Genomic DNA, 17,968 nt, shown 5'->3' with positions numbered 1-17,968 from the left:
CGTCAGCGCTGCGCCCGGTTCACCGCGGAGACGACGGCGTGCAGGGAGGCGGTGACGATGTTGGAATCGATGCCCACGCCCCACAGCACCCGGTCGCCGACGGCGCACTCGACGTAGGCGGCGGCACTGACGCTCGCGTGGCCCGGGTCCATCGCGTGCTCGGCGTAGTCGAGGACGCGGACGTCGACGTCGACGGTCTTGAGCGCGTCCACGAACGCGGCGATCGGGCCGTTGCCGCGGCCCTCGACCGTCACCGGTACGCCCTGGTCGACCAGCTCCACGACCATCTCGTCGAGCTGGTCGCCGTGCGCGGTGTGCCGGTGGCCGGACAGGGAGAAACGGCCCCACGGTGCGGCCGGGTCCGGCAGGTACTCGTTGGTGAACGCGGTCCACATCTGCTGGGCGGTGACCTCGCCGCCCTCGTCGTCGGTGTGCCGCTGGATGACCGCGCTGAACTCGATCTGCAGCCGGCGCGGCAGGTCCAGGTGGTTCTCGGTCTTCATGATGTAGGCGACGCCGCCCTTGCCGGACTGGCTGTTCACCCGGATCACGGCCTCGTAGCTGCGCCCGACGTCCTTGGGGTCGATCGGCAGGTAGGGGACGGCCCACGCCTGCCGCTCGACGGGGACGCCGGCGGCCTGGGCGTCGGCCTCCAGGGCCTTGAAGCCCTTGTTGATCGCGTCCTGGTGGGAGCCGGAGAAGGCGGTGTAGACCAGGTCGCCGCCGTACGGGTGCCGTTCGTGCACACCGAGCTGGTTGCAGTACTCGACGGTGCGGCGGATCTCGTCGATGTCGGAGAAGTCGATCTGCGGGTCGATGCCCTGGCTGAACAGGTTCAGGCCGAGGGTCACCAGGTCCACGTTGCCGGTGCGCTCGCCGTTGCCGAACAGGCAGCCCTCGATGCGGTCGGCACCGGCCCGGTAGCCCAGCTCGGCGGCGGCGACGGCGGTGCCCCGGTCGTTGTGCGGGTGCAGGCTCAGCACGACGGAGTCGCGCCGGCCCAGGTTGCGGTGCATCCACTCGATCTGGTCGGCGTAGACGGTCGGCTCGGCCATCTCGACGGTCGCCGGCAGGTTGAGGATCGTCGGCCGGTCGGGGGTGGGCTCCCAGACGTCGGTGACGGCGTTGCAAATCTCGACGGCGAAGTCGAGCTCGGTGCCGGTGAACGACTCGGGGGAGTACTCGAACCGGATGTCGGTCTCGGGCATCTGCTCGGCCAGCTTGCGCACCAGCTGGGCGCCGTGGACGGCGATGTCGACGATCCCCGCACGGTCGGATCCGAACACGACCCGCCGCTGCAGGGTCGACGTCGAGTTGTAGAGGTGCACGATCGCCTGCTTGGCGCCGCGCAGGGACTCGAAGGTGCGCTCGATCAGCTCGTCGCGGGCCTGGGTCAGCACCTGGATGGTCACGTCGCCGGGGACCAGGTCGTCCTCGATCAGCTGGCGGACGAAGTCGTAGTCGGTCTGGCTGGCCGCCGGGAAGCCGACCTCGATCTCCTTGTAGCCCATGCGGACCAGCAGGTCGAACATGCGCCGCTTGCGGTCGGGCGTCATCGGGTCGATCAGCGCCTGGTTGCCGTCGCGCAGGTCGACCGCGCACCAGCGCGGGGCTGCGGTGGTGACCGTCTCGGGCCAGGTGCGGTCGGCCAGCACCACGGGGGTGAACGGCGCGTAGCGGTGCGCCGGCATCCCGGAGGGCTGCTGGGGATTGCGCGCGTGCGGGTGGGTGTCGCTCATGGGGAGGCTCCTGGTGCGGGCTGCTCGTGCGCGGAGTGCGCACGGCTCCGGGGACGGTCAGCGGGCGTCGGGAACGCCTGAACCCCGCGGCGAGGAAGCCGACCTAGGAGAGGGCCTCGCCGCGGCGGGTAAGCAGGAGGCTGCCGCGCACGCCGCCCACGGTAGCAGCGGGTCAGCCCACGTCGCAGCGACACGGGCAGTCCGCGGCGTGGACCGGGCGTCCGCTCCAGTCGTCCAGCGCGTCGCACTCGGCGAGGCAGGTGCAGGTGAAGCCCGTCAGCGCCGGTAGCGCACCGGCGGCCCGCCCGCGTTCCAGGTCCTCACGCCGTCGCCGCGCCGCCTCTGCTCGTCGGGCGGCGCGGCGTTCGGCGGGGGAGTCGCCGGCCCGGGGCAGCTGGTGGTCGTCGGGCACTCCCCGGAGCCGCCGTTCACCGTCCCGGGCGCTGCGGGAGAGGTCGAAGGTGTACCAGGGCTGCAGCCGGCTGTACCGCTCGGCGCCGTGCCACCACCCCTCGTCCGAGTAGCGCGGATCGAGGTGCGCGGGGAAGCGCCGTCCCCCGTGGTCCCGAATGGCCCGGTCGGACATCGGCACCACCTCCGTGCCGTCCGCGCCGACGAGCGCCAGCCCGAGCCGTGCCACGGCGAGCACGCTGAGCAGTGCCCCGACCGGCAGGTCGCGTGCGCCCGCCTCCGCCGCGGCCAGCGTGGACTTCGCGATCCCGGCAGCAGCGGCCATCTCCCGCTGGGAGAGATCCGCCGCCCGGCGGGCGCGGCGGAGCATTCCGGCCAGCAGCTCCGCCTGGTCCCCTCCGCGCACGCCGGAGATCGTGGCCCGCGCCCGGCGGCGCGGCGCAGATGGTCCTGTGGAAGCCAGTGCCCTGCTCACAGGGGTCGGCTGGGGGCTGGTCCTGCGGAGTCCCCTGTGCCCAGCCGGAAGGTGGGGGTGGTGGTCGGCCCGGGGCCTCGCCGGCACCGGCGGGCCGGTGGATGCCTCTGGGGAAGCTGGTGCCCTGCCCACAGGGGTGGGCAGGGCACCAGCTTCGCGGAGTGCCCGGTTGAGGCCGGGAGGTGGCGTGCAGGCGGCGGTCGATCAGAAGGCCTTGCGCAGACGCAGCTGCAGGGGGCGGCCGTCGGGGTCGACCAGCAGCCGGTAGACCGGGGTGGCCCACAGCCGGGTCAGCCAGGACAGCGTCTCCGGCCGGTGCGGCCGGATCCGTCCCGGTGGACGGGCGCCGCGCCGGCCGTTCGCGTGCCACTCGTCCAGGGCGGCGGCCCGGGCATCGAGGGTCGCCACGAACCGCTCGGGATCGACCAGCAGGTCGTCCTCGCTGCCGTCCTGCGGCAGGTCGAGGTGCTCGCGGGCGAGCTCCAACCGCAGGTCGCGGGCGAAGGTCCGGGCGCAGTCACCGGTTCCGGCCGGGTCCCGGGGCTCGCGGGGGTCCCTGGTCGTGTCGAGGACCGCGGTGGACAGCTCGCTGTCGTGGGTCCAGGAGCGCCGGTTGAAGTTGTCGCTGCCGATGCTGGCCCAGACGTCGTCGACGACGCAGACCTTCGCGTGCACGTAGACCGGGGTGCCGGCGTGGTTCTCGACGTCGAAGACGTGCACCCGCTCCTCCCCGCCCGCGCGGATGCACAGATCGATCGCCTGCCGGCGGCCGACGTACTGCGGTGTCGCGTTGAAGGCCCCCTCCTGGTCGGGGATGCGCGGGACGACGACGACCAGGTGCAGGTCGGGGTCGTCGGTCAGCGCGTCGGCGAACAGCTGGGCGACCTCGGAGGACCACAGGTACTGGTCCTCCAGGTAGATCAGCCGCCGGGCCCTCTTGACCGCCTTGCTGTAGCCGCGGGCGATCGAGCGCTCGCCCTCGGGGGCGAAGTCGTAGCGGGGAAGGATCTTGGGGTAGGTCCGCAGCGTCTGGACCAGGTGCGGCCCGCAGGGCGGGGGCGGTGGGAGTTCCGCCGGCAGCGGCGAGGGATCGAGCCGGGCCCGGCGGAACCGGTCGATGACGTACGCGATCGGATTGCCCCGGACGGGGCTGGTCGGGTCGTCCCACCGCTCGCGGAACGCGGTGTCCAGGACGGCGACGGCGGGCCCGCGGATCTCGGCCTGCACGTCGTGCCAGGGCGGGGTCGGCCCGTACGCCGAGGCCATGTCCACCGGCTGCGGGTCGCCGCCGTGGTCGGCGTCGTCGCGGCGGCTGTGGCACAGGTCGATCCCGCCGGCGAAGGCGACGTCCCGCGACGGGTCGGTGGGACAGCGGATCAGCACGATCTTCTGGTGGTGGCTGCCCACCCGGCGCACGCGCTGGTCGAGGACCACCCGGCCGCCGTCCTCCTCGATCTCCCGGTCCAGCGCCCGGTTCTGCTCCTTGCTGTAGGCGAGCCAGTCGGTGTGCGAGCGCCACACCAGGCCGCGGACGTCGACCCCGCGGTGCGCCGCGGCGCTGAAGAGCTCGTTGACGGTCGGCCCGTCCGGGCGCAACCGCTGGTCGGGATCACCTCGCCAGTCGGTGAACCACAGACGGTCCCCCTCGCCCAGGCCTTCCACGACCTCCACCAGCCGCTCGAAGTACGCGACCCCGTGGACGAGCGGCACCACCCGGTTGCCGTCGGTCCAGGCCGGAAGCGGTGTGCCGGGGTTGCCGCGCTCCTGCGCGGTCAGCAGCCAGTGGCTCGGGTCGTCCACCGGGTGATCACATCCGGACCGCCGCGTGGACGCAAGCGCCGGTCACCCGCACGACGTCGGTAGCCTGTGTACCCGTGGCCCTCGTCGTCCAGAAGTACGGCGGCTCCTCCGTCGCCTCCGCAGAGCACATGAAGCGTGTCGCCGAGCGGATCGTCGCCGCCAAGAAGAACGGCGACGACGTCGTCGTGGTCGTCTCCGCGATGGGCGACACCACCGACGAGCTGCTCGACCTGGCCAGCCAGATCACCGACGACCCGCCCGGTCGCGAGCTCGACATGCTGCTCACGGCCGGTGAGCGGATCTCCATGGCGCTGCTGGCGATCGCGATCTCCGAGCACGGCTACGAGGCCCGCTCGTTCACCGGTTCCCAGGCCGGCGTCATCACCACGTCCAGCCACGGCAGGGCGCGGATCATCGACGTCACCCCGGGCCGGCTGCGCGACGCCCTCAACGAGGGTTCGGTCGTCATCGTGGCCGGCTTCCAGGGCGTCAGCCAGGACACCAAGGACATCACCACGCTCGGCCGGGGTGGCTCCGACACCACCGCCGTCGCGGTGGCGGCCGCACTGGGCGCCGACGTCTGCGAGATCTACACCGACGTCGACGGCGTCTTCACCGCCGACCCGCGCATCGTCCCCAACGCCAAGCGGCTGGAGACCGTCACCTACGAGGAGATGCTCGAGCTGGCGGCGTCCGGCGCGAAGGTGCTCATGCTCCGCTGCGTCGAGTACGCCCGCCGCTACGGGATCCCCGTGCACGTCCGCAGCTCCTACTCACAGCTTCCCGGCACGATCGTGGCCGGTTCGATGGAGGACCTCCCGGTGGAACAGGCGATCATCACGGGCGTCGCGCACGACCGCTCCGAAGGCAAGATCACCGTCTTCGGGGTACCCGACCGGCCGGGTGAGGCCGCGCAGCTGTTCCGCGTGCTCGCCGACGCCGAGGTCAACATCGACATGATCGTCCAGAACGTGTCGGCCGAGGCCAGCAAGCTCGCCGACATCTCCTTCACGCTGCCCAAGAGCGACGGCCCCACCGCGCTGGCGGCGCTGGAGCGGGTCAAGCACACCGTCGGCTACACCGACGTCAGCTTCGACCAGCACATCGGCAAGGTCAGCCTGGTCGGCGCCGGCATGCGGTCGCACCCGGGTGTGTCCGCGAAGTTCTTCGGCGCGCTCGCCGACGCCGGCGTGAACCTGGAGCTGATCAGCACCTCGGAGATCCGCATCTCCGTGGTCTGCCGCGACACCGACGTGGACATCGCCGTCCGCGCGGTGCACGACGCGTTCGACCTCGGCTCCGACGTCGAGGCGGTCGTCTACGGAGGGACCGGACGATGAGCACCTTCACCAGCGACGGTCTGCGCGTCGGCATCGTCGGGGCCACCGGCCAGGTCGGCCGCGTCGTCCGCGACCTGCTGGCCGAGCGGAACTTCCCCCTCGCCGAGCTGCGCTTCTTCGCCTCCGCCCGCTCGGCCGGCTCCACGCTGCCGTGGGCCGGCGGCGAGATCACCGTCGAGGACGCCGCCACCGCCGACCCCACCGGCCTGGACATCGCGATCTTCTCCGCGGGGGCGACGACCTCGCGCGCGCAGGCGCCCCGGTTCGCCGCGGCCGGCGTCACCGTCATCGACAACAGCTCGGCGTTCCGGCGCGACCCCGACGTCCCGCTGATCGTCAGCGAGGTCAATCCGCACGCGCTGGCCGACATCCGCAAGGGCATCATCGCCAACCCGAACTGCACGACCATGGCGGCGATGCCGGTGCTCCGGCCGCTGCACGACGAGGCGCAGCTGGTGCGCATCGTCGCCAGCACCTACCAGGCGGTGTCCGGCAGCGGGGTCGCCGGCGTCGACGAGCTCGACGGCCAGGTGAAGGCGGTCGTCGACAAGGCCGCCGAGCTGACCCACGACGGGTCGGCCGTGGCCTTCCCCGACCCGGTGAAGTACGTGGCGCCGATCGCGTTCAACGTGCTGCCGATGGCCGGCTCGGTCGTCGACGACGGCACGTTCGAGACCGACGAGGAGCAGAAGCTCCGCAACGAGAGCCGCAAGATCCTGGACATCCCCGAGCTGCGCGTCTCGGGCACGTGCGTGCGCGTGCCGGTCTTCACCGGGCACTCGCTCTCGCTCAACGTCGAGTTCGCCCGGCCGCTGACGGTCGAGCGCGCCACCGAGCTGCTGTCCACGGCGCCCGGGGTGGAGCTCGCCGACGTCCCGAACCCGCTGCTGGCCGCCGGCCGCGACCCGAGCTACGTCGGGCGCATCCGGCAGGACCCGGGGGTCGACGACCGTCGCGGCCTCGCGCTGTTCGTCAGCAACGACAACCTGCGCAAGGGCGCCGCGCTGAACACCGTCCAGATCGCCGAGCTCATCGCCGCCCGCGGCCGGTGACGGAGGACCTCGTCCCTCCCCGCCCCTCGGGAGCTGCGGGCGGGGCCCTGGGACGAGGTCATGGAGTGCATCCCGGCAGGATGGCGCGGTGACGCCCGACGACGACCGGCCGGACCGCGACCTGGCGGTCGAGCGCGGACGCCCCCGCCCCGACCGGTATCTGCTGCTGGGCTGGGTGGAGCTGGAGCTCGCGCTGGAGGCCGGCGTCCGGGTCGACGCCGCCCACGCGGTGGTCACCGACGCGGTGGTGCACGCGTTCGGGGCCGGGATGTTCGGCCGGCTGGCCGAGGTCCTGGCCGCGGAGCGGCGCGACCCGCAGGACCTCGCCGTCCTGCTCGACGACGACGACCTCGCCGAGCGGGTGCTGGCCGCGTTGCACGAGCGGGCGGGCGCCGACGACCAGGCGCCCGAGCCGCCGGACGCCCACCTCGTGTGGTCGGCGTTCTCGCCGGACGACCCGTACGGGGGCCGGGGAGCGATCCGGCGGGCGGTGCGCCGGCGGGCGGAGAGCGCCCGCCGGGCGCTGCTGGAGCCCCGCCGTCCCCGCGTCGCCGGCCGGCGGGACCGCTAGTAGGGCCGCACATGCCGCAGCGCGAAGGCGAGGGCGACTTCCACCTGGCGGATCGTCTCCTCGATGACCAGCGAACCGTGCCCGGCGTCGAAGCGGTAGACCTCGTGCTCCTTGCCCAGCTCCTCGAGCCGGCCCAGGTAGTTGTCGATCTGCCGGATCGGGCAGCGCGGGTCGTTCGCGCCGGCCACGACGAGCACCGGCGCGGCCACGGCGTCGACGTAGGTCAGCGGCGAGGAGCGCACGTACACGTCGCGGACCTCGTCGGGTGACCCGCCGAACAGTGCCCGGTCGTAAGCCCGCAGGCCCTCCATCTCGTCCTCGTAGGCGGCCAGGTAGTCGGCCACCGGCACCTCGGCGATGCCCGCCGCCCAGCGCTCCGGCTGGGTGCCCAGGCCCAGGAGCGTGAGGAAGCCGCCCCACGACCCGCCGGTCAGCAGCACCCGCTGCGGGTCGACGACGCCCTCGGCGACCAGCGCGTCGTAGACGGCGCCGATGTCCTCCAGTTCGGTGAGCCCCGGGCGCCCGGTGAGCGCGTCGCGCCACGTGGAGCCGTAGCCGGTGGACCCGCGGTAGTTGACGTGCACGACCGCGTACCCGGCGTCGACGTAGGCGGCGCGGCGGGCGCGGTAGGAGTCGTCGTCGGCGGCCTCGGGCCCGCCGTGCACCAGGAACGCCGTCGCGTACGGCGCCGCGCCCGCCGGCCGGACGAGCAGCGCGTGCACGTCGCCGCCAGGACCGGGGACCCAGCGGTCCTCCACCGGATAGGCGGCGGGCGGCTCCTCGTCGCTCACCGTCAGCACGACCGGCCCGTCGGCCCGGCGGATCACCGGCGGCCGCTCGGAGTTCGACCAGGCCAGCTCCACGGTTCCGTCGGGGCGGGCGGTGGCCCCGCGGACGACGCCCGGGGGTGTGTCCAGCTTCGTCAGGGCACCGGAGGCGAGGTCGTAGCGGTACAGCTCGCTGCGGGCGGCGTGGTCGTGCCCGACCAGCAGCGCCGAGCCGTCGGGGTACCAGCCGGCGGTCACGTCACCGGGCAGGTCGAGCACGATCTCGGTCTCGGTGCCGGCGACGACGTCCCAGAGCAGCAGCTCCTCGCGGCCGCGCCGCTCGTGGCCGACCAGCAGCCGCCGGTCTCCGGGCAGGGGCGCGAACTCCAGGGCGTGCAGCCCGCGGCCCTCGCCGTCCCACTTCTCGGCGACCACGGCAGGTGCCTCCTCCGTCGTCACAGCCGTCCGCAGCACGCGCAGCGCCGGGTAGCGCGGGTCGCCGTGCTCGGAGTGCGAGACGACCAGCAGCTCGTCGTCGCGGGTGAGCGCGTCCACCGAGGCCGGGTCGGGGTGCCGGTAGACCACCCGCGGCGTGCCGCCGGAGGGCGCCAGCCAGAGCTCGCTGCCGTCGTCGGTGCTGCGGCCGAGAGCGACCAGCGACCGCCCGATCTCCAGTCCCGCCGGGTAGGCCGGGCCCACCTCGGGAACCGCGACGGTGTCCTCCCCGCCCTCGAACGGCTGGGTCATCCACACGCCGAACTCGTCGCCGTCGTCGTCGGCGAACCACCAGATGGTCCCGCCGTCGGGGCTGAGGGTGGCGATGAGCGTCCCGTTGGGCCGGTCGGTCACCTGGCGGTGGGTCCCGGTCCCGCGGTCCCACGCGTACTGCTCGACCACGCCGCTGAGATCGGAGGAGTAGAGGTTCCGGTCCGGGGCCTCCTCCGCCCAGTCCGGCAGGGAGACCCGCGGAGCGCGGAACCGGGCCTGCCAGCGGGCGGTGACCTCGGGGGAGAGGGCGGGGACGGTGCTGGGCTCGGAGGTCACCGGGTCATCTTCCCCCGGCGCCCGCGCCGGCCACGGGGGCGGTCCCGTCGGGCGCGGCCGCCTGCTGCTCCTCGACGCGGCGTCGCTCGGCGGCGGCGTCGCGGACATCGCCGATCAGCTGCTCCAGCACGTCCTCCAGGGCCACGATGCCGCTGGTGCGGCCGTCCTCGACCACCCGGCCGAGGTGGGCACCGGCCTTCCGCATGGCGGCCAGCACCTCCGGCAGCGGCTCGTCGGCCCGCAGCTCCACGAAGGGCCGCACGTCGCGGTCGGGCATCGGCTCGTCGCGGCGCCCGGCCGGCACGTCGAGCACGTCCTTCACGTGCACGAACCCGGCCAGGTCGCCGTCGGCCCCGCGCACCGGGTACCGGCTGTACCCGTGCTGGGCGACGACGGCCTCCAGCTCCCGCGGGGTGGTGCTGCGGGGCACGGTGATCAGCCGGTCCAGCGGCAGGACCACCGTCGACAGGTCGTTGTGCTCGAAGGTGAGCGCACCGGCGGCCAGCTCGCCCATCCCGGCGCCGAGGTGCCCCTCCTGCTGGGACTGGTTGACCATCGAACGGATCTGCGCGGCGTCGAAGCTGGCGGACACCTCGTCGGTGGGCTCGACGCCGAACAGCCGGACGAACGCGTTGGCGATCGTGTTGAAGAACCAGATGAACGGCTCGAGCAGCCGGACCATGACCGCCAGCGGAGGCCCCAGCACCAGCGCGGCCCGGTCGGGCCCGGCGATGGTGATGTTCTTGGGCACCATCTCGCCGATGACGATGTGCAGCACGGTGATCAGCGCCAGCGCGATGACCAGCGCGATCGGGTGCAGCAGGCCCTCCGGCAGGCCGGCGGCCTCCAGTGGGACCTCGATCAGGTGCGCCACCGCGGGCTCCCCGACGGCGCCCAGCCCCAGCGAGCACAGGGTGATGCCGAGCTGGGCGCCGGCCATCATCTGCGACACGTTCCGCATCGCGGCGAGGGTCTTGACCGCGCGGACCGAGCCGGCCTCGGCCCGGGGCTCGATCTGGTCGGCACGGGTGGAGACCAGCGCGAACTCGGCGGCCACGAAGAAGGCGTTGCCCAGCAGCAGGGCGACCAGGAGCAGCAGGCTGACGACGGTCATGCCGGCACCTCCGCGCGGGCGCGGGACGCCGTGGCGCCGCCGGCGTCGGTCCCCGGCGGGTCGGCCGGCCCGGCCAGCCGCTCGGCCCGGACCCGCGCCACCCGGCGTCCTTCCAGGGTCTCCACCCGCAGCCGGACGCCGTCCAGGGTCACGCAGTCACCCTCCTCGGGCATCCGCTGCAGCTGCTCGGTCAGGAAGCCGGCCAGGGTCTCGTACCGACCCTCCGGTACGGCGATCCCGGTGCGGTCGAGCACCTCGTCGGGGCGCAGCAGGCCCGAGAGCAGCCAGGTGCCGTCGTCGACGCGGCGCAGCGTCCGCAGCGGCCGATCGGTCTCGTCGGTGATCTCGCCGACGAGCTCCTCCACGATGTCCTCCAACGTCACCACACCGTGCGTGGCGCCCCACTCGTCGACCACGAGTGCCAGCTGGAGGCCCTGGTCGCGCAGCAGGTCCAGCAGCCGCTCGAGGTGCATCGACGACGGGACGGCGAGCACCGGGACGGCGAGCTCGCCGACCGTGCGGTGGGCCCGCTCCGCCTCCGGCACCGCGACGGCGTGCTTCACGTGCACCACGCCGGTGACCTCGTCCAGATCGGAGCCGTACACGGGGAAGCGCGAGTTGCCCGAGTGCACGGCGGCGGCGACGACGTCGGCGGCCGTGGCGCTGGCCCGCAGGGTCCACAGCTGCGTCCGCGGGGTCATGACGTCGGTGGCGTACTTGCCGCCGAGCTGGAGCGAGCGCTGCAGCAGCCGCGCCGCGACGGGGGAGAGGTCACCTTCCTCCGCCGAGCGCCGGGCGACGGCGGCGAGCTCGTCGGCGTCCCGGGCGGTCTCCAGCTCCTCCCGCGGTTCGAAGCCCAGCCGCCGGACGATGGCGTTCGACAGCCGCTGCAGCGCGTTGACGACGGGGCCGGTGACGCGGGTGAACGCGCGCATCCCCGGGGCGACGAAGCCGGCCACGGCCAGCGGGTTGGCGATGGCCAGGTTCTTGGGCCCCAGTTCGCCCAGCAGCATCTGCAGGGTGGTCGCCAGCGCGATGGCCAGGCCCACCGACACCGCGGTGGTCGACCCGCCGGTGAGGCCCACGGCCTCCAGGGGGCCGCGGAGCAGCTGGCCGATCGCGGGCTCGGCCAGGTAGCCGACCAGCAGCGTGGTGATCGTGATGCCCAGCTGGGCGGCCGACAGCTGGGTGGACAGCGTCCGCAGCGCGCGGACGACGCCGCGCCCGCGGCGGTCGCCGGCGGCGGCGGCGTCCTCGGCGCGGCCGCGGTCGACGGTGGTGAGGGAGAACTCGGCTGCGACGAAGAAGCCGGTGAGCGCCGTCAGCAGGACGGCGGCGAGGAGGAGCAGCCATTCGGTCATCGCGGCGTCCGGTGCCCGCCGGGGGTGGACTCCAACCGGAGGGTGTCCGGAACGACTCAGGGGCCGCCTTTCGGCGGCCCCTGAGCTGAGGGTCGGGGTGACAGGATTTGAACCTGCGGCCTCGTCGTCCCGAACGACGCGCGCTACCAAGCTGCGCCACACCCCGAGGTGCGTCGACGAGTCTAGCGCTAGACGCCGGACCGCTCGGCGGCGGGTCGCGGCCCCTTCCGAGGCTCGACCCGAGACTGCGAGGGCGAGGAGGAGGGTGTCCTCCTTCAGGCGGGGCGTGCGGTGAGGGTCAGCAGCGTCGCCTCCGGCGGGCAGGCGAACCGCACCGGGGCGTACGGGCTGGTGCCCAGGCCGGCCGACACGTGCAGCCAGGTGCCGGCCGGGTGCGCGGGCGTGGGCGGTGCCCAGCGGTGCAGCCAGCGCACCCGGTCGCGGTCGATCCCGCAGTTGGTCACCAGCGCCCCGTAGAACGGCACCCGCAGCTGCCCGCCGTGCGTGTGCCCGCAGAGCAGCAGGTCGTAGCCGTCCGCGGCGAACCGGTCGAGCACCCGCGGCTCGGGGGAGTGCGCCAGCCCGATCCGCACGTCCGCGGTGGGGTCCGCCGGGCCGGCGACGAGGTCGTAACGGTCCCGCTCCAGGTGCGAGTCGTCGACGCCGGCGAACACGATCCGCCGGCCGCCGACGGTCAGCTCCCCGCGGTCGTTGGTCAGGTCCAGCCAGCCCCGGTCGCGCATCCCGTCGCGCAGGTCACGCCACGGCAGCTCGTCGCCGTGGACCCGCTTGTGGTCGCGCTTGAAGTACTTGAGAGGGTTCTTCGGCCGGGGCGCGAAGTAGTCGTTGCTGGCCAGCACGAAGGCGCCGGGCCGGTCCATCAGCCGGTCCTGGGCGCGCAGGGTGGGCGCCACGGCGTCGAAGCCCGCGAGGTTGTCCCCGGTGTTGATCACCAGGTCGGGTTCGAGCGCGGCCAGTCCGGCGATCCACTCCTGCTTGCTCCGCTGCCCGGCGGTCATGTGCAGGTCCGACAGCTGCAGGATGGTCAGCGGCGTGGAGCCGGGCGCCAGCACCGGGACGTCGAAGCGGCGCAGCGTCCAGCGGGTGCGTTCGTAGAGGCTCGCGTAGGCGGTTCCCGCCACAGCGGCGGCCGCGGCGGCGGTGGGGACGGTGGTGTACCAGCGCACCCGCGAAAGCCTACGGGCGCGGGCCGGGGCGGCGTCGTGCGAGGCTGGACCAGTGCCCGACCTCAAGGAACAGCTGCGCGCCGACCTGACCGCGGCCATGAAAGCCCGCGACGAGCTGCGCACCGCCACCCTGCGCATGGTGCTCGCCGCCGTCAGCGCGGAGGAGGTGTCGGGCAAGGAGGCCCGCGAGCTCACCGACGACGAGGTGCAGGCGGTGCTGCGCCGCGAGGCCAAGAAGCGCCGCGAGGCCGCCGAGGCGTTCGGCTCGGCCGGTCGCGCCGAGCAGTCCGCCCGCGAGCAGGCGGAGGGCGAGGTGCTCGCGGGCTACCTGCCGGCGCAGCTCGACGACGCCGACCTGACCGCGATCGTCGCCGACGTCATCACCCGCACCGGCGCCTCGGGGATGAAGGACATGGGCAGGGTCATGGGCGCGGCGAACGGGGCGGTCGCCGGCCGGGCAGAGGGCGCGCGGGTCGCCGCCGAGGTCCGCCGCCAGCTCGGCTGAGAGCGCCGGGGGACGGCGGCGCGGACCGCCGTCCTCGATGACGCGCTAGTCGTCCTCGCCGACCTCGGCACCCTCGGCCACCTCGACGGGGGGCTCGACGCCCGCATTCCCGTCCTCCACGGGCTCGGGCTGGGGCTCGGGCTCGGGCGCCGGAGCGCTCGGGGCCGGCGCCGGCGCCGGCGCGCTGGGGGCGGCGCGCTCGGAGCGGTTGGCCGTGCTGCTGGTCCGGTCTCCGGTGTCCCTGCCCGACCGCGGCGACTGCCGCGTCCCCTGCTCGACGACCGGGTCGGCAGGCGGGAAGGAGACGGCCTCCTCGGCGTTGAGGATCGGGGCCATGGCGGTGCGCCAGGCGGTCGCGCCCAGCCCGCCGCCGTACCCGGGGACGCGCTCCTGCTCCTTCGGGTTGAAGACCATGACGCTCGCGGCGTACCGCGGCGTGTAGCCCACGAAGGCGACCGACTGGTTGTCCTGCGACGTCCCGGTCTTGCCGGCGATCTGGTGCCCGGGCACGTACGCCCGGGAGCCGGTCTGCAGCGAGTAGCCCGGCTCGACGTCCTTGCGCAGGATCTGGTTCATCGTGGTGGCCACGCCGGCCGGGATCGCCTCCGGGGTGCAGTTGCCGCCCTCGGGTACGACCGGCTCCCCGTCACGGGTGAGCGGCTCGCCGTTGCGGTCGAGCACCACGACCACCGGGATCGGGGTGCACCGGGTGCCGTTGGCCGCCAGCGTGGCGTACGCGGTGGCCAGGTCCAGCGGGCTGGTGGCGTCGGTGCCGAAGGCGAACGAGCCACGGTTCTCGGAGACGATCTGGTCGGCCGGGGTCTGGTTGGGCCCGTCGAAGGTCATGCCCATGGCCTGCGCCGTGCGGACCGGCGCCTCGATGCTGCCCAGCTCGTCCTGCAGGTGCAGGAAATAGGTGTTCGACGACGCGTAGAGCGCCTGCTCGAGCGTCATCGTCCGCGGGTAGTTGGTGCCGACGTTCTCCACGTCGTAGGGCTTCGGGACGCCCCGGTCGGGGTCCCAGTCCTTGTAGACCCGCGAGAGGTAGGGCTCCGCCGAGGTGAGCGTGTAGTCCTTGCCGTACCCCTGGGCCAGGGCGGCGGCGGCGACGAACGTCTTGTAGGTCGAGCCGGCCCCGGCGCTCGCCGTCGCGTTGAGGACGACGGACTCGCACTCGGGCTCGCTGCAGCCGTAGCGCCGGTTGGCGCTCATCGCCAGCACCTTGCCGGTGCCCGGCTCGACCGCCGTGTACAGGGCGACGAGGCTGCTGCCCATCGGCTGGGCGTCGAGCACGGCCTGGTCGCCGGCGATCTGCATGTCGGGGCGCAAGGTGGTCTGGATGGTCAGCCCGCCGTTGTCCAGCTCGTCCCGGGTCAGGCCGAGGGTCCCGATGAGGTACTGGTGGGCGTAGGCGCACAGGAAGCCGCCGATGGCCGCGTCGATGCAGCCGTTCGGGGGCGCCTGACCCGGCGCGACCTCCACCGGGGTCGGCGCGATCTCGGTCAGTTGCTGCTCGCTGATGTGGCCCAGGTCGTGCATGCGCTGCAGCACCTGGTTGCGCCGGATCTGGGCGTTCTCCGGGTTGTTGATCGGCTCGTCGTAGAACGGGCTCTGCACCAGCCCGGCGAGCATGGCCGCCTGCGGGAGGGTGAGGTCGGCGGCGTTGACGCTGAAGTAGCGCTGGGCCGCGGCCTGGATGCCGTAGGCGCCCTGCCCGAAGTACACGAGGTTCAGGTACCGGGTGAGGATCTCGTCCTTGGAGTAGGTGTCCTCCAGGGCGAGGGCCAGCCGGGCCTCCCGCAGCTTGCGGCCGACGGTCTGCGCGTCGGCGGCGGCCCGGTCCTCGGGCGTGGTGGCCGTCTGGAGGAGGGTCTGCTTCACCAGTTGCTGGGTGAGCGTCGAGCCGCCCTCCTGCACCGAGCCGGCGGCGACGTTCTTCACCAGGGCGCGCATCGTGCCCTGCACGTCGAGGCCGTTGTGGTCGTAGAAGCGGGAGTCCTCGATGTCGACGAGGGCCTGCTTCATGACGTCGGAGATCTGGTCGGAGGTGACCGGGATGCGGTTGTGCTCGTAGAAGTTCGTGATCAGCGAGCCGTCGGCGGCCAGCACCCGGGTGACGCCCGCGGGCGTCTTGTCGGTGAGCTCCACCGGGAGCGCGTCGAGCAGCGACACGGAGTTGCGTGCGGCGAGGCCCGGGCCGCCGATCCAGGGCAGCATGAGTCCGGCCACGAGCGCGCCGGCGACGACGATCGTCGCGGCGAGCTTGGCGAGCAGACGGGTCCGGACGCGCGCGTTCTCCGACATCGCGGCCAGGGTACGTCGCGCGGGGGCGTGGGGGGGCTGCGCTCAGCCGCGGCGCGCGGGCAGGACCCGCGTCCTCGGCGTGCCCGTCGGCGTGTCGCCGTCCGCGCCGGTCAGCGCCTCGGCCATGACCTCCAGCCCCGCCAGGTCGTGGACGTCCCCGGCGGCCGCCGGGACCGTGCGCACCGCGACGTCGGGGTGGGCGCTGGTGAACCGGTCGGCCAGGTGCTGCTCCCGCGCGGCCAGCTGCATGCGCTCGGCGTGCACCCGCAGCGCCGCCGCCGCCAGCACGGCTGCGTCGCCGCCGGCCTCGGCGACGGTCTCGGCCGCGGCGTCCGCACGGGTGGCCGACAGCGAGGTCGTCGCCGGGGGGTGGGTGCGGTTGACGACCAGCCCGGCCAGCGGCATGCCCTCGGCGGAGAGCCGGTCGACGAAGTAGGACGCCTCGCGCAGCGCGTCCGGCTCGGGGGCGGCGACGACCACGAACCAGGTGCCCGGACGGCGCAGCAGCTCGTAGGTCGCCGTCGCCCGTTCGCGGAAGCCGCCGAACATGGTGTCCAGCGCGGCGACGAACGCGGAGATGTCCCGGAGCAGCTGGCCGCCCAGGATCTTGCTGACGATGCGGCTGAACAGCAGGAAACCCGCGCTGGCGAACTTGAAGCCGGCCCGGCTGGGCGCCGTGAGCAGCCGGATCATCGTGCCGTCGAGGAACCGGCCCATGCGGTTGGGGGCGTCGAGGAAGTCCAGCGCCGACCGCGACGGTGGCGTGTCGACGATGATCAGGTCCCACTGGTCGCTGGCCCGAAGCTGGCCCAGCTTCTCCATCGCCATGTACTCCTGCGTGCCGGAGAAGGATGAGGAGAGCGCCTGGTAGAAGGGGTTGTCCAGGATCGCCTGCGCCCGGTCGGGCGTGGAGTGAGCGGTGACGATGTCGTCGAACGTCCGCTTCATGTCCAGCATCATCGCGTGCAGCTCGCCCGGTGCCCCCGGGACGTCGACCCGCCGCGGCTCGTTGTCCAGCTCGACGAGGCCGAGGGACTGCGCGAGCCGCCGGGCAGGGTCGATCGTCAGCACGACGACCGTCCGCCCGGCCCGGGCCGCGGCGAGCGCGAGAGCCGCCGACGTCGTCGTCTTCCCGACCCCGCCGGCGCCGCAGCAGACGACGATGCGGGTCTCCCGGTCGGCGATGAGGGCGTCGAGGTCCATCGCCGGTGCCTGCCGCGGCGCCCGGGTGCGCGGCTCGGTGGTGGTGTCGGCGGCCATCAGGCGACGCCCCCGGTCGCAGCCGCGGTGTGCTCCGCCGGCCCACCGTCCGTGCGCAGGTGCTCCTCGAGCCGGCCGGCCAGCTCGAACAGGCAGCCGAGGTCCACGGGACCGGGCAGCAGCGGCAGCTCGACCGTGGGGCGGTCCAGGGCGGTCACCAGGTCGCGCAGCGCGTCCTGCGAGGCCCAGCGGCGGGCGTGCTCCACCACCTCGGCAGCCAGGGCGTCGGCGAGCTCGGGGCCGCCCGGGAGCTGCGCCGTCGTGAGCGCGGGGGCGAGGTCCGCGCCGGTCAGCTGGCCGGCGGCGGCCCGGGCGAGCGCCCCGGCCGGCAGCACCGGCTCTGCGGCCATGTTCACGACGACCGAGCCGATCGGCAGCCCGGCGGTCTGCAGCTCGGCGATGGCGTCGGCCGTCTCCTGCACCGGCATGTCCTCCAGGATGGTCACCAGGTGGACCGCCGTCTGGGGGGAGCGCAGCACCGCCATGACGCCGTCGCTCTGGGTCTTGATCGGGCCCGACCGGGCCAGCTGCGACATCTCGCCGGTGACGCCGAGGAACCGGGTGATGCGCCCGGTGGGCGGGGCGTCGACGACCACGGCGTCGTAGACGTGCCGGCCGTCGCGGCGGCGGGTCACCGCCTCCTTGATCTTCCCGGTGATCAGCACGTCGCGGAGGCCCGGTGCGATCGCCGTGGCGAAGTCGATCGCGCCCATCTTCCGCAGCGCCCGGCCGGCGCGCCTCAGGTTGTAGAACATGTCGAGGTAGTCGAGGAGCGCCTCCTCGACGTCGATGGCCAGGGCCTTCACCTCGCCACCGCCGCGCGCGACGGCGACCCGGCGCTCCTCGTAGGGCAGCGGTGGGGTGTCGAACAGCTGGGCGACGCCCTGTCGACCCTCGGTCTCCACCAGGAGCACCGAGCGCCCGTCGGCGGCCAGGGCCAGGGCCAGGGCGGCGGCGACGGTGGTCTTGCCCGTTCCCCCCTTGCCGGTGACCACGTGCAGGCGCGCGGGCGACAGTTCGGGAGACACGCCCACCAGC

14 protein-coding genes and 1 tRNA gene are annotated in these 17,968 nt (G+C 73.7%); 4 read left to right on the top strand and 11 right to left on the bottom strand.

Annotated elements, in window-relative coordinates:
• Positions 1-2: 2 nt before the first annotated feature.
• From leuA to ACI791_RS05390, 3 genes are all read right to left on the bottom strand, one after another.
• On the bottom strand, positions 3-1,739 hold the full coding sequence (leuA, locus tag ACI791_RS05400) for a 2-isopropylmalate synthase (RefSeq protein WP_456585099.1): 1,737 nt from the start codon (positions 1,737-1,739) through the stop codon (positions 3-5).
• A 172-nt stretch (positions 1,740-1,911) separates the two neighbouring features.
• Positions 1,912-2,556, bottom strand: a complete 645-nt coding sequence (locus ACI791_RS05395) for a helix-turn-helix domain-containing protein (RefSeq protein WP_456585098.1) — start codon at positions 2,554-2,556, stop codon at positions 1,912-1,914.
• A 273-nt stretch (positions 2,557-2,829) separates the two neighbouring features.
• Positions 2,830-4,425 (bottom strand): phospholipase D family protein, encoded by a 1,596-nt coding sequence (locus ACI791_RS05390; RefSeq protein WP_456585097.1) that lies wholly within the window; start codon positions 4,423-4,425, stop codon positions 2,830-2,832.
• 74 nt (positions 4,426-4,499) lie between these two features.
• Here ACI791_RS05390 and ACI791_RS05385 point away from each other — a divergent pair, with 74 nt between their 5' ends.
• The 3 genes from ACI791_RS05385 (at position 4,500) to ACI791_RS05375 (ending at position 7,388) form a co-directional block, all read left to right on the top strand.
• Positions 4,500-5,765 (top strand): aspartate kinase, encoded by a 1,266-nt coding sequence (locus ACI791_RS05385; protein WP_456585096.1) that lies wholly within the window; start codon positions 4,500-4,502, stop codon positions 5,763-5,765.
• Complete coding sequence (locus ACI791_RS05380; protein WP_347059138.1) at positions 5,762-6,817, top strand: aspartate-semialdehyde dehydrogenase; 1,056 nt, start codon at positions 5,762-5,764, stop codon at positions 6,815-6,817. Before ACI791_RS05385 ends, ACI791_RS05380 begins: the two co-directional genes overlap by 4 nt.
• Before the next feature lie 88 nt (positions 6,818-6,905).
• On the top strand, positions 6,906-7,388 hold the full coding sequence (locus tag ACI791_RS05375) for a hypothetical protein (RefSeq protein WP_456585095.1): 483 nt from the start codon (positions 6,906-6,908) through the stop codon (positions 7,386-7,388).
• Here the strand turns inward: ACI791_RS05375 and ACI791_RS05370 are convergent.
• From ACI791_RS05370 to ACI791_RS05350, 5 genes are all read right to left on the bottom strand, one after another.
• Complete coding sequence (locus ACI791_RS05370) at positions 7,385-9,199, bottom strand: prolyl oligopeptidase family serine peptidase (protein ID WP_456585094.1); 1,815 nt, start codon at positions 9,197-9,199, stop codon at positions 7,385-7,387. The genes ACI791_RS05375 and ACI791_RS05370 overlap by 4 nt on opposite strands.
• Before the next feature lie 4 nt (positions 9,200-9,203).
• The gene (locus tag ACI791_RS05365) at positions 9,204-10,313 is read right to left on the bottom strand and encodes a hemolysin family protein (protein WP_456585093.1); all 1,110 of its coding nucleotides are present in this window, start codon (positions 10,311-10,313) and stop codon (positions 9,204-9,206) included.
• Positions 10,310-11,674, bottom strand: coding sequence for a hemolysin family protein (locus ACI791_RS05360; RefSeq protein WP_456585092.1), 1,365 nt, complete (start codon positions 11,672-11,674; stop codon positions 10,310-10,312). The genes ACI791_RS05365 and ACI791_RS05360 overlap by 4 nt, the downstream gene beginning before the upstream one ends.
• Before the next feature lie 92 nt (positions 11,675-11,766).
• Positions 11,767-11,840: transfer RNA gene (locus ACI791_RS05355), tRNA-Pro, on the bottom strand.
• 109 nt (positions 11,841-11,949) lie between these two features.
• Positions 11,950-12,861, bottom strand: a complete 912-nt coding sequence (locus ACI791_RS05350) for a metallophosphoesterase (RefSeq protein ID WP_456585091.1) — start codon at positions 12,859-12,861, stop codon at positions 11,950-11,952.
• A gap of 52 nt (positions 12,862-12,913) precedes the next feature.
• On the opposite strand from ACI791_RS05350, the gene ACI791_RS05345 reads away from it, so the two are divergent.
• Positions 12,914-13,366: a GatB/YqeY domain-containing protein gene (locus ACI791_RS05345; RefSeq protein ID WP_456585090.1), complete on the top strand. Its 453-nt coding sequence runs from the start codon at positions 12,914-12,916 to the stop codon at positions 13,364-13,366.
• A gap of 45 nt (positions 13,367-13,411) precedes the next feature.
• Here the strand turns inward: ACI791_RS05345 and ACI791_RS05340 are convergent, their stop codons facing one another.
• From ACI791_RS05340 to ACI791_RS05330, 3 genes are read right to left on the bottom strand one after another with little or no spacing between them, the layout of a single operon-like run.
• Positions 13,412-15,670 carry a transglycosylase domain-containing protein gene (locus ACI791_RS05340; RefSeq protein WP_456585089.1) on the bottom strand — a complete coding sequence of 753 codons (2,259 nt, stop codon included), beginning with the start codon at positions 15,668-15,670 and terminating at the stop codon, positions 13,412-13,414.
• Between the two features lie 42 nt (positions 15,671-15,712).
• Entirely contained in the window at positions 15,713-16,930 is a 1,218-nt protein-coding gene (locus ACI791_RS05335) for an ArsA family ATPase (protein ID WP_456585088.1), read from the bottom strand.
• The gene (locus tag ACI791_RS05330) at positions 16,930-17,958 is read right to left on the bottom strand and encodes an ArsA-related P-loop ATPase (RefSeq protein ID WP_456585087.1); all 1,029 of its coding nucleotides are present in this window, start codon (positions 17,956-17,958) and stop codon (positions 16,930-16,932) included. The genes ACI791_RS05335 and ACI791_RS05330 overlap by 1 nt, the downstream gene beginning before the upstream one ends.
• Positions 17,959-17,968 lie beyond the last annotated feature (10 nt).

The organism is Blastococcus sp. SYSU DS0973, assembly GCF_054051055.1.
This window is presented reverse-complemented; position numbering and strand designations above follow the sequence as displayed.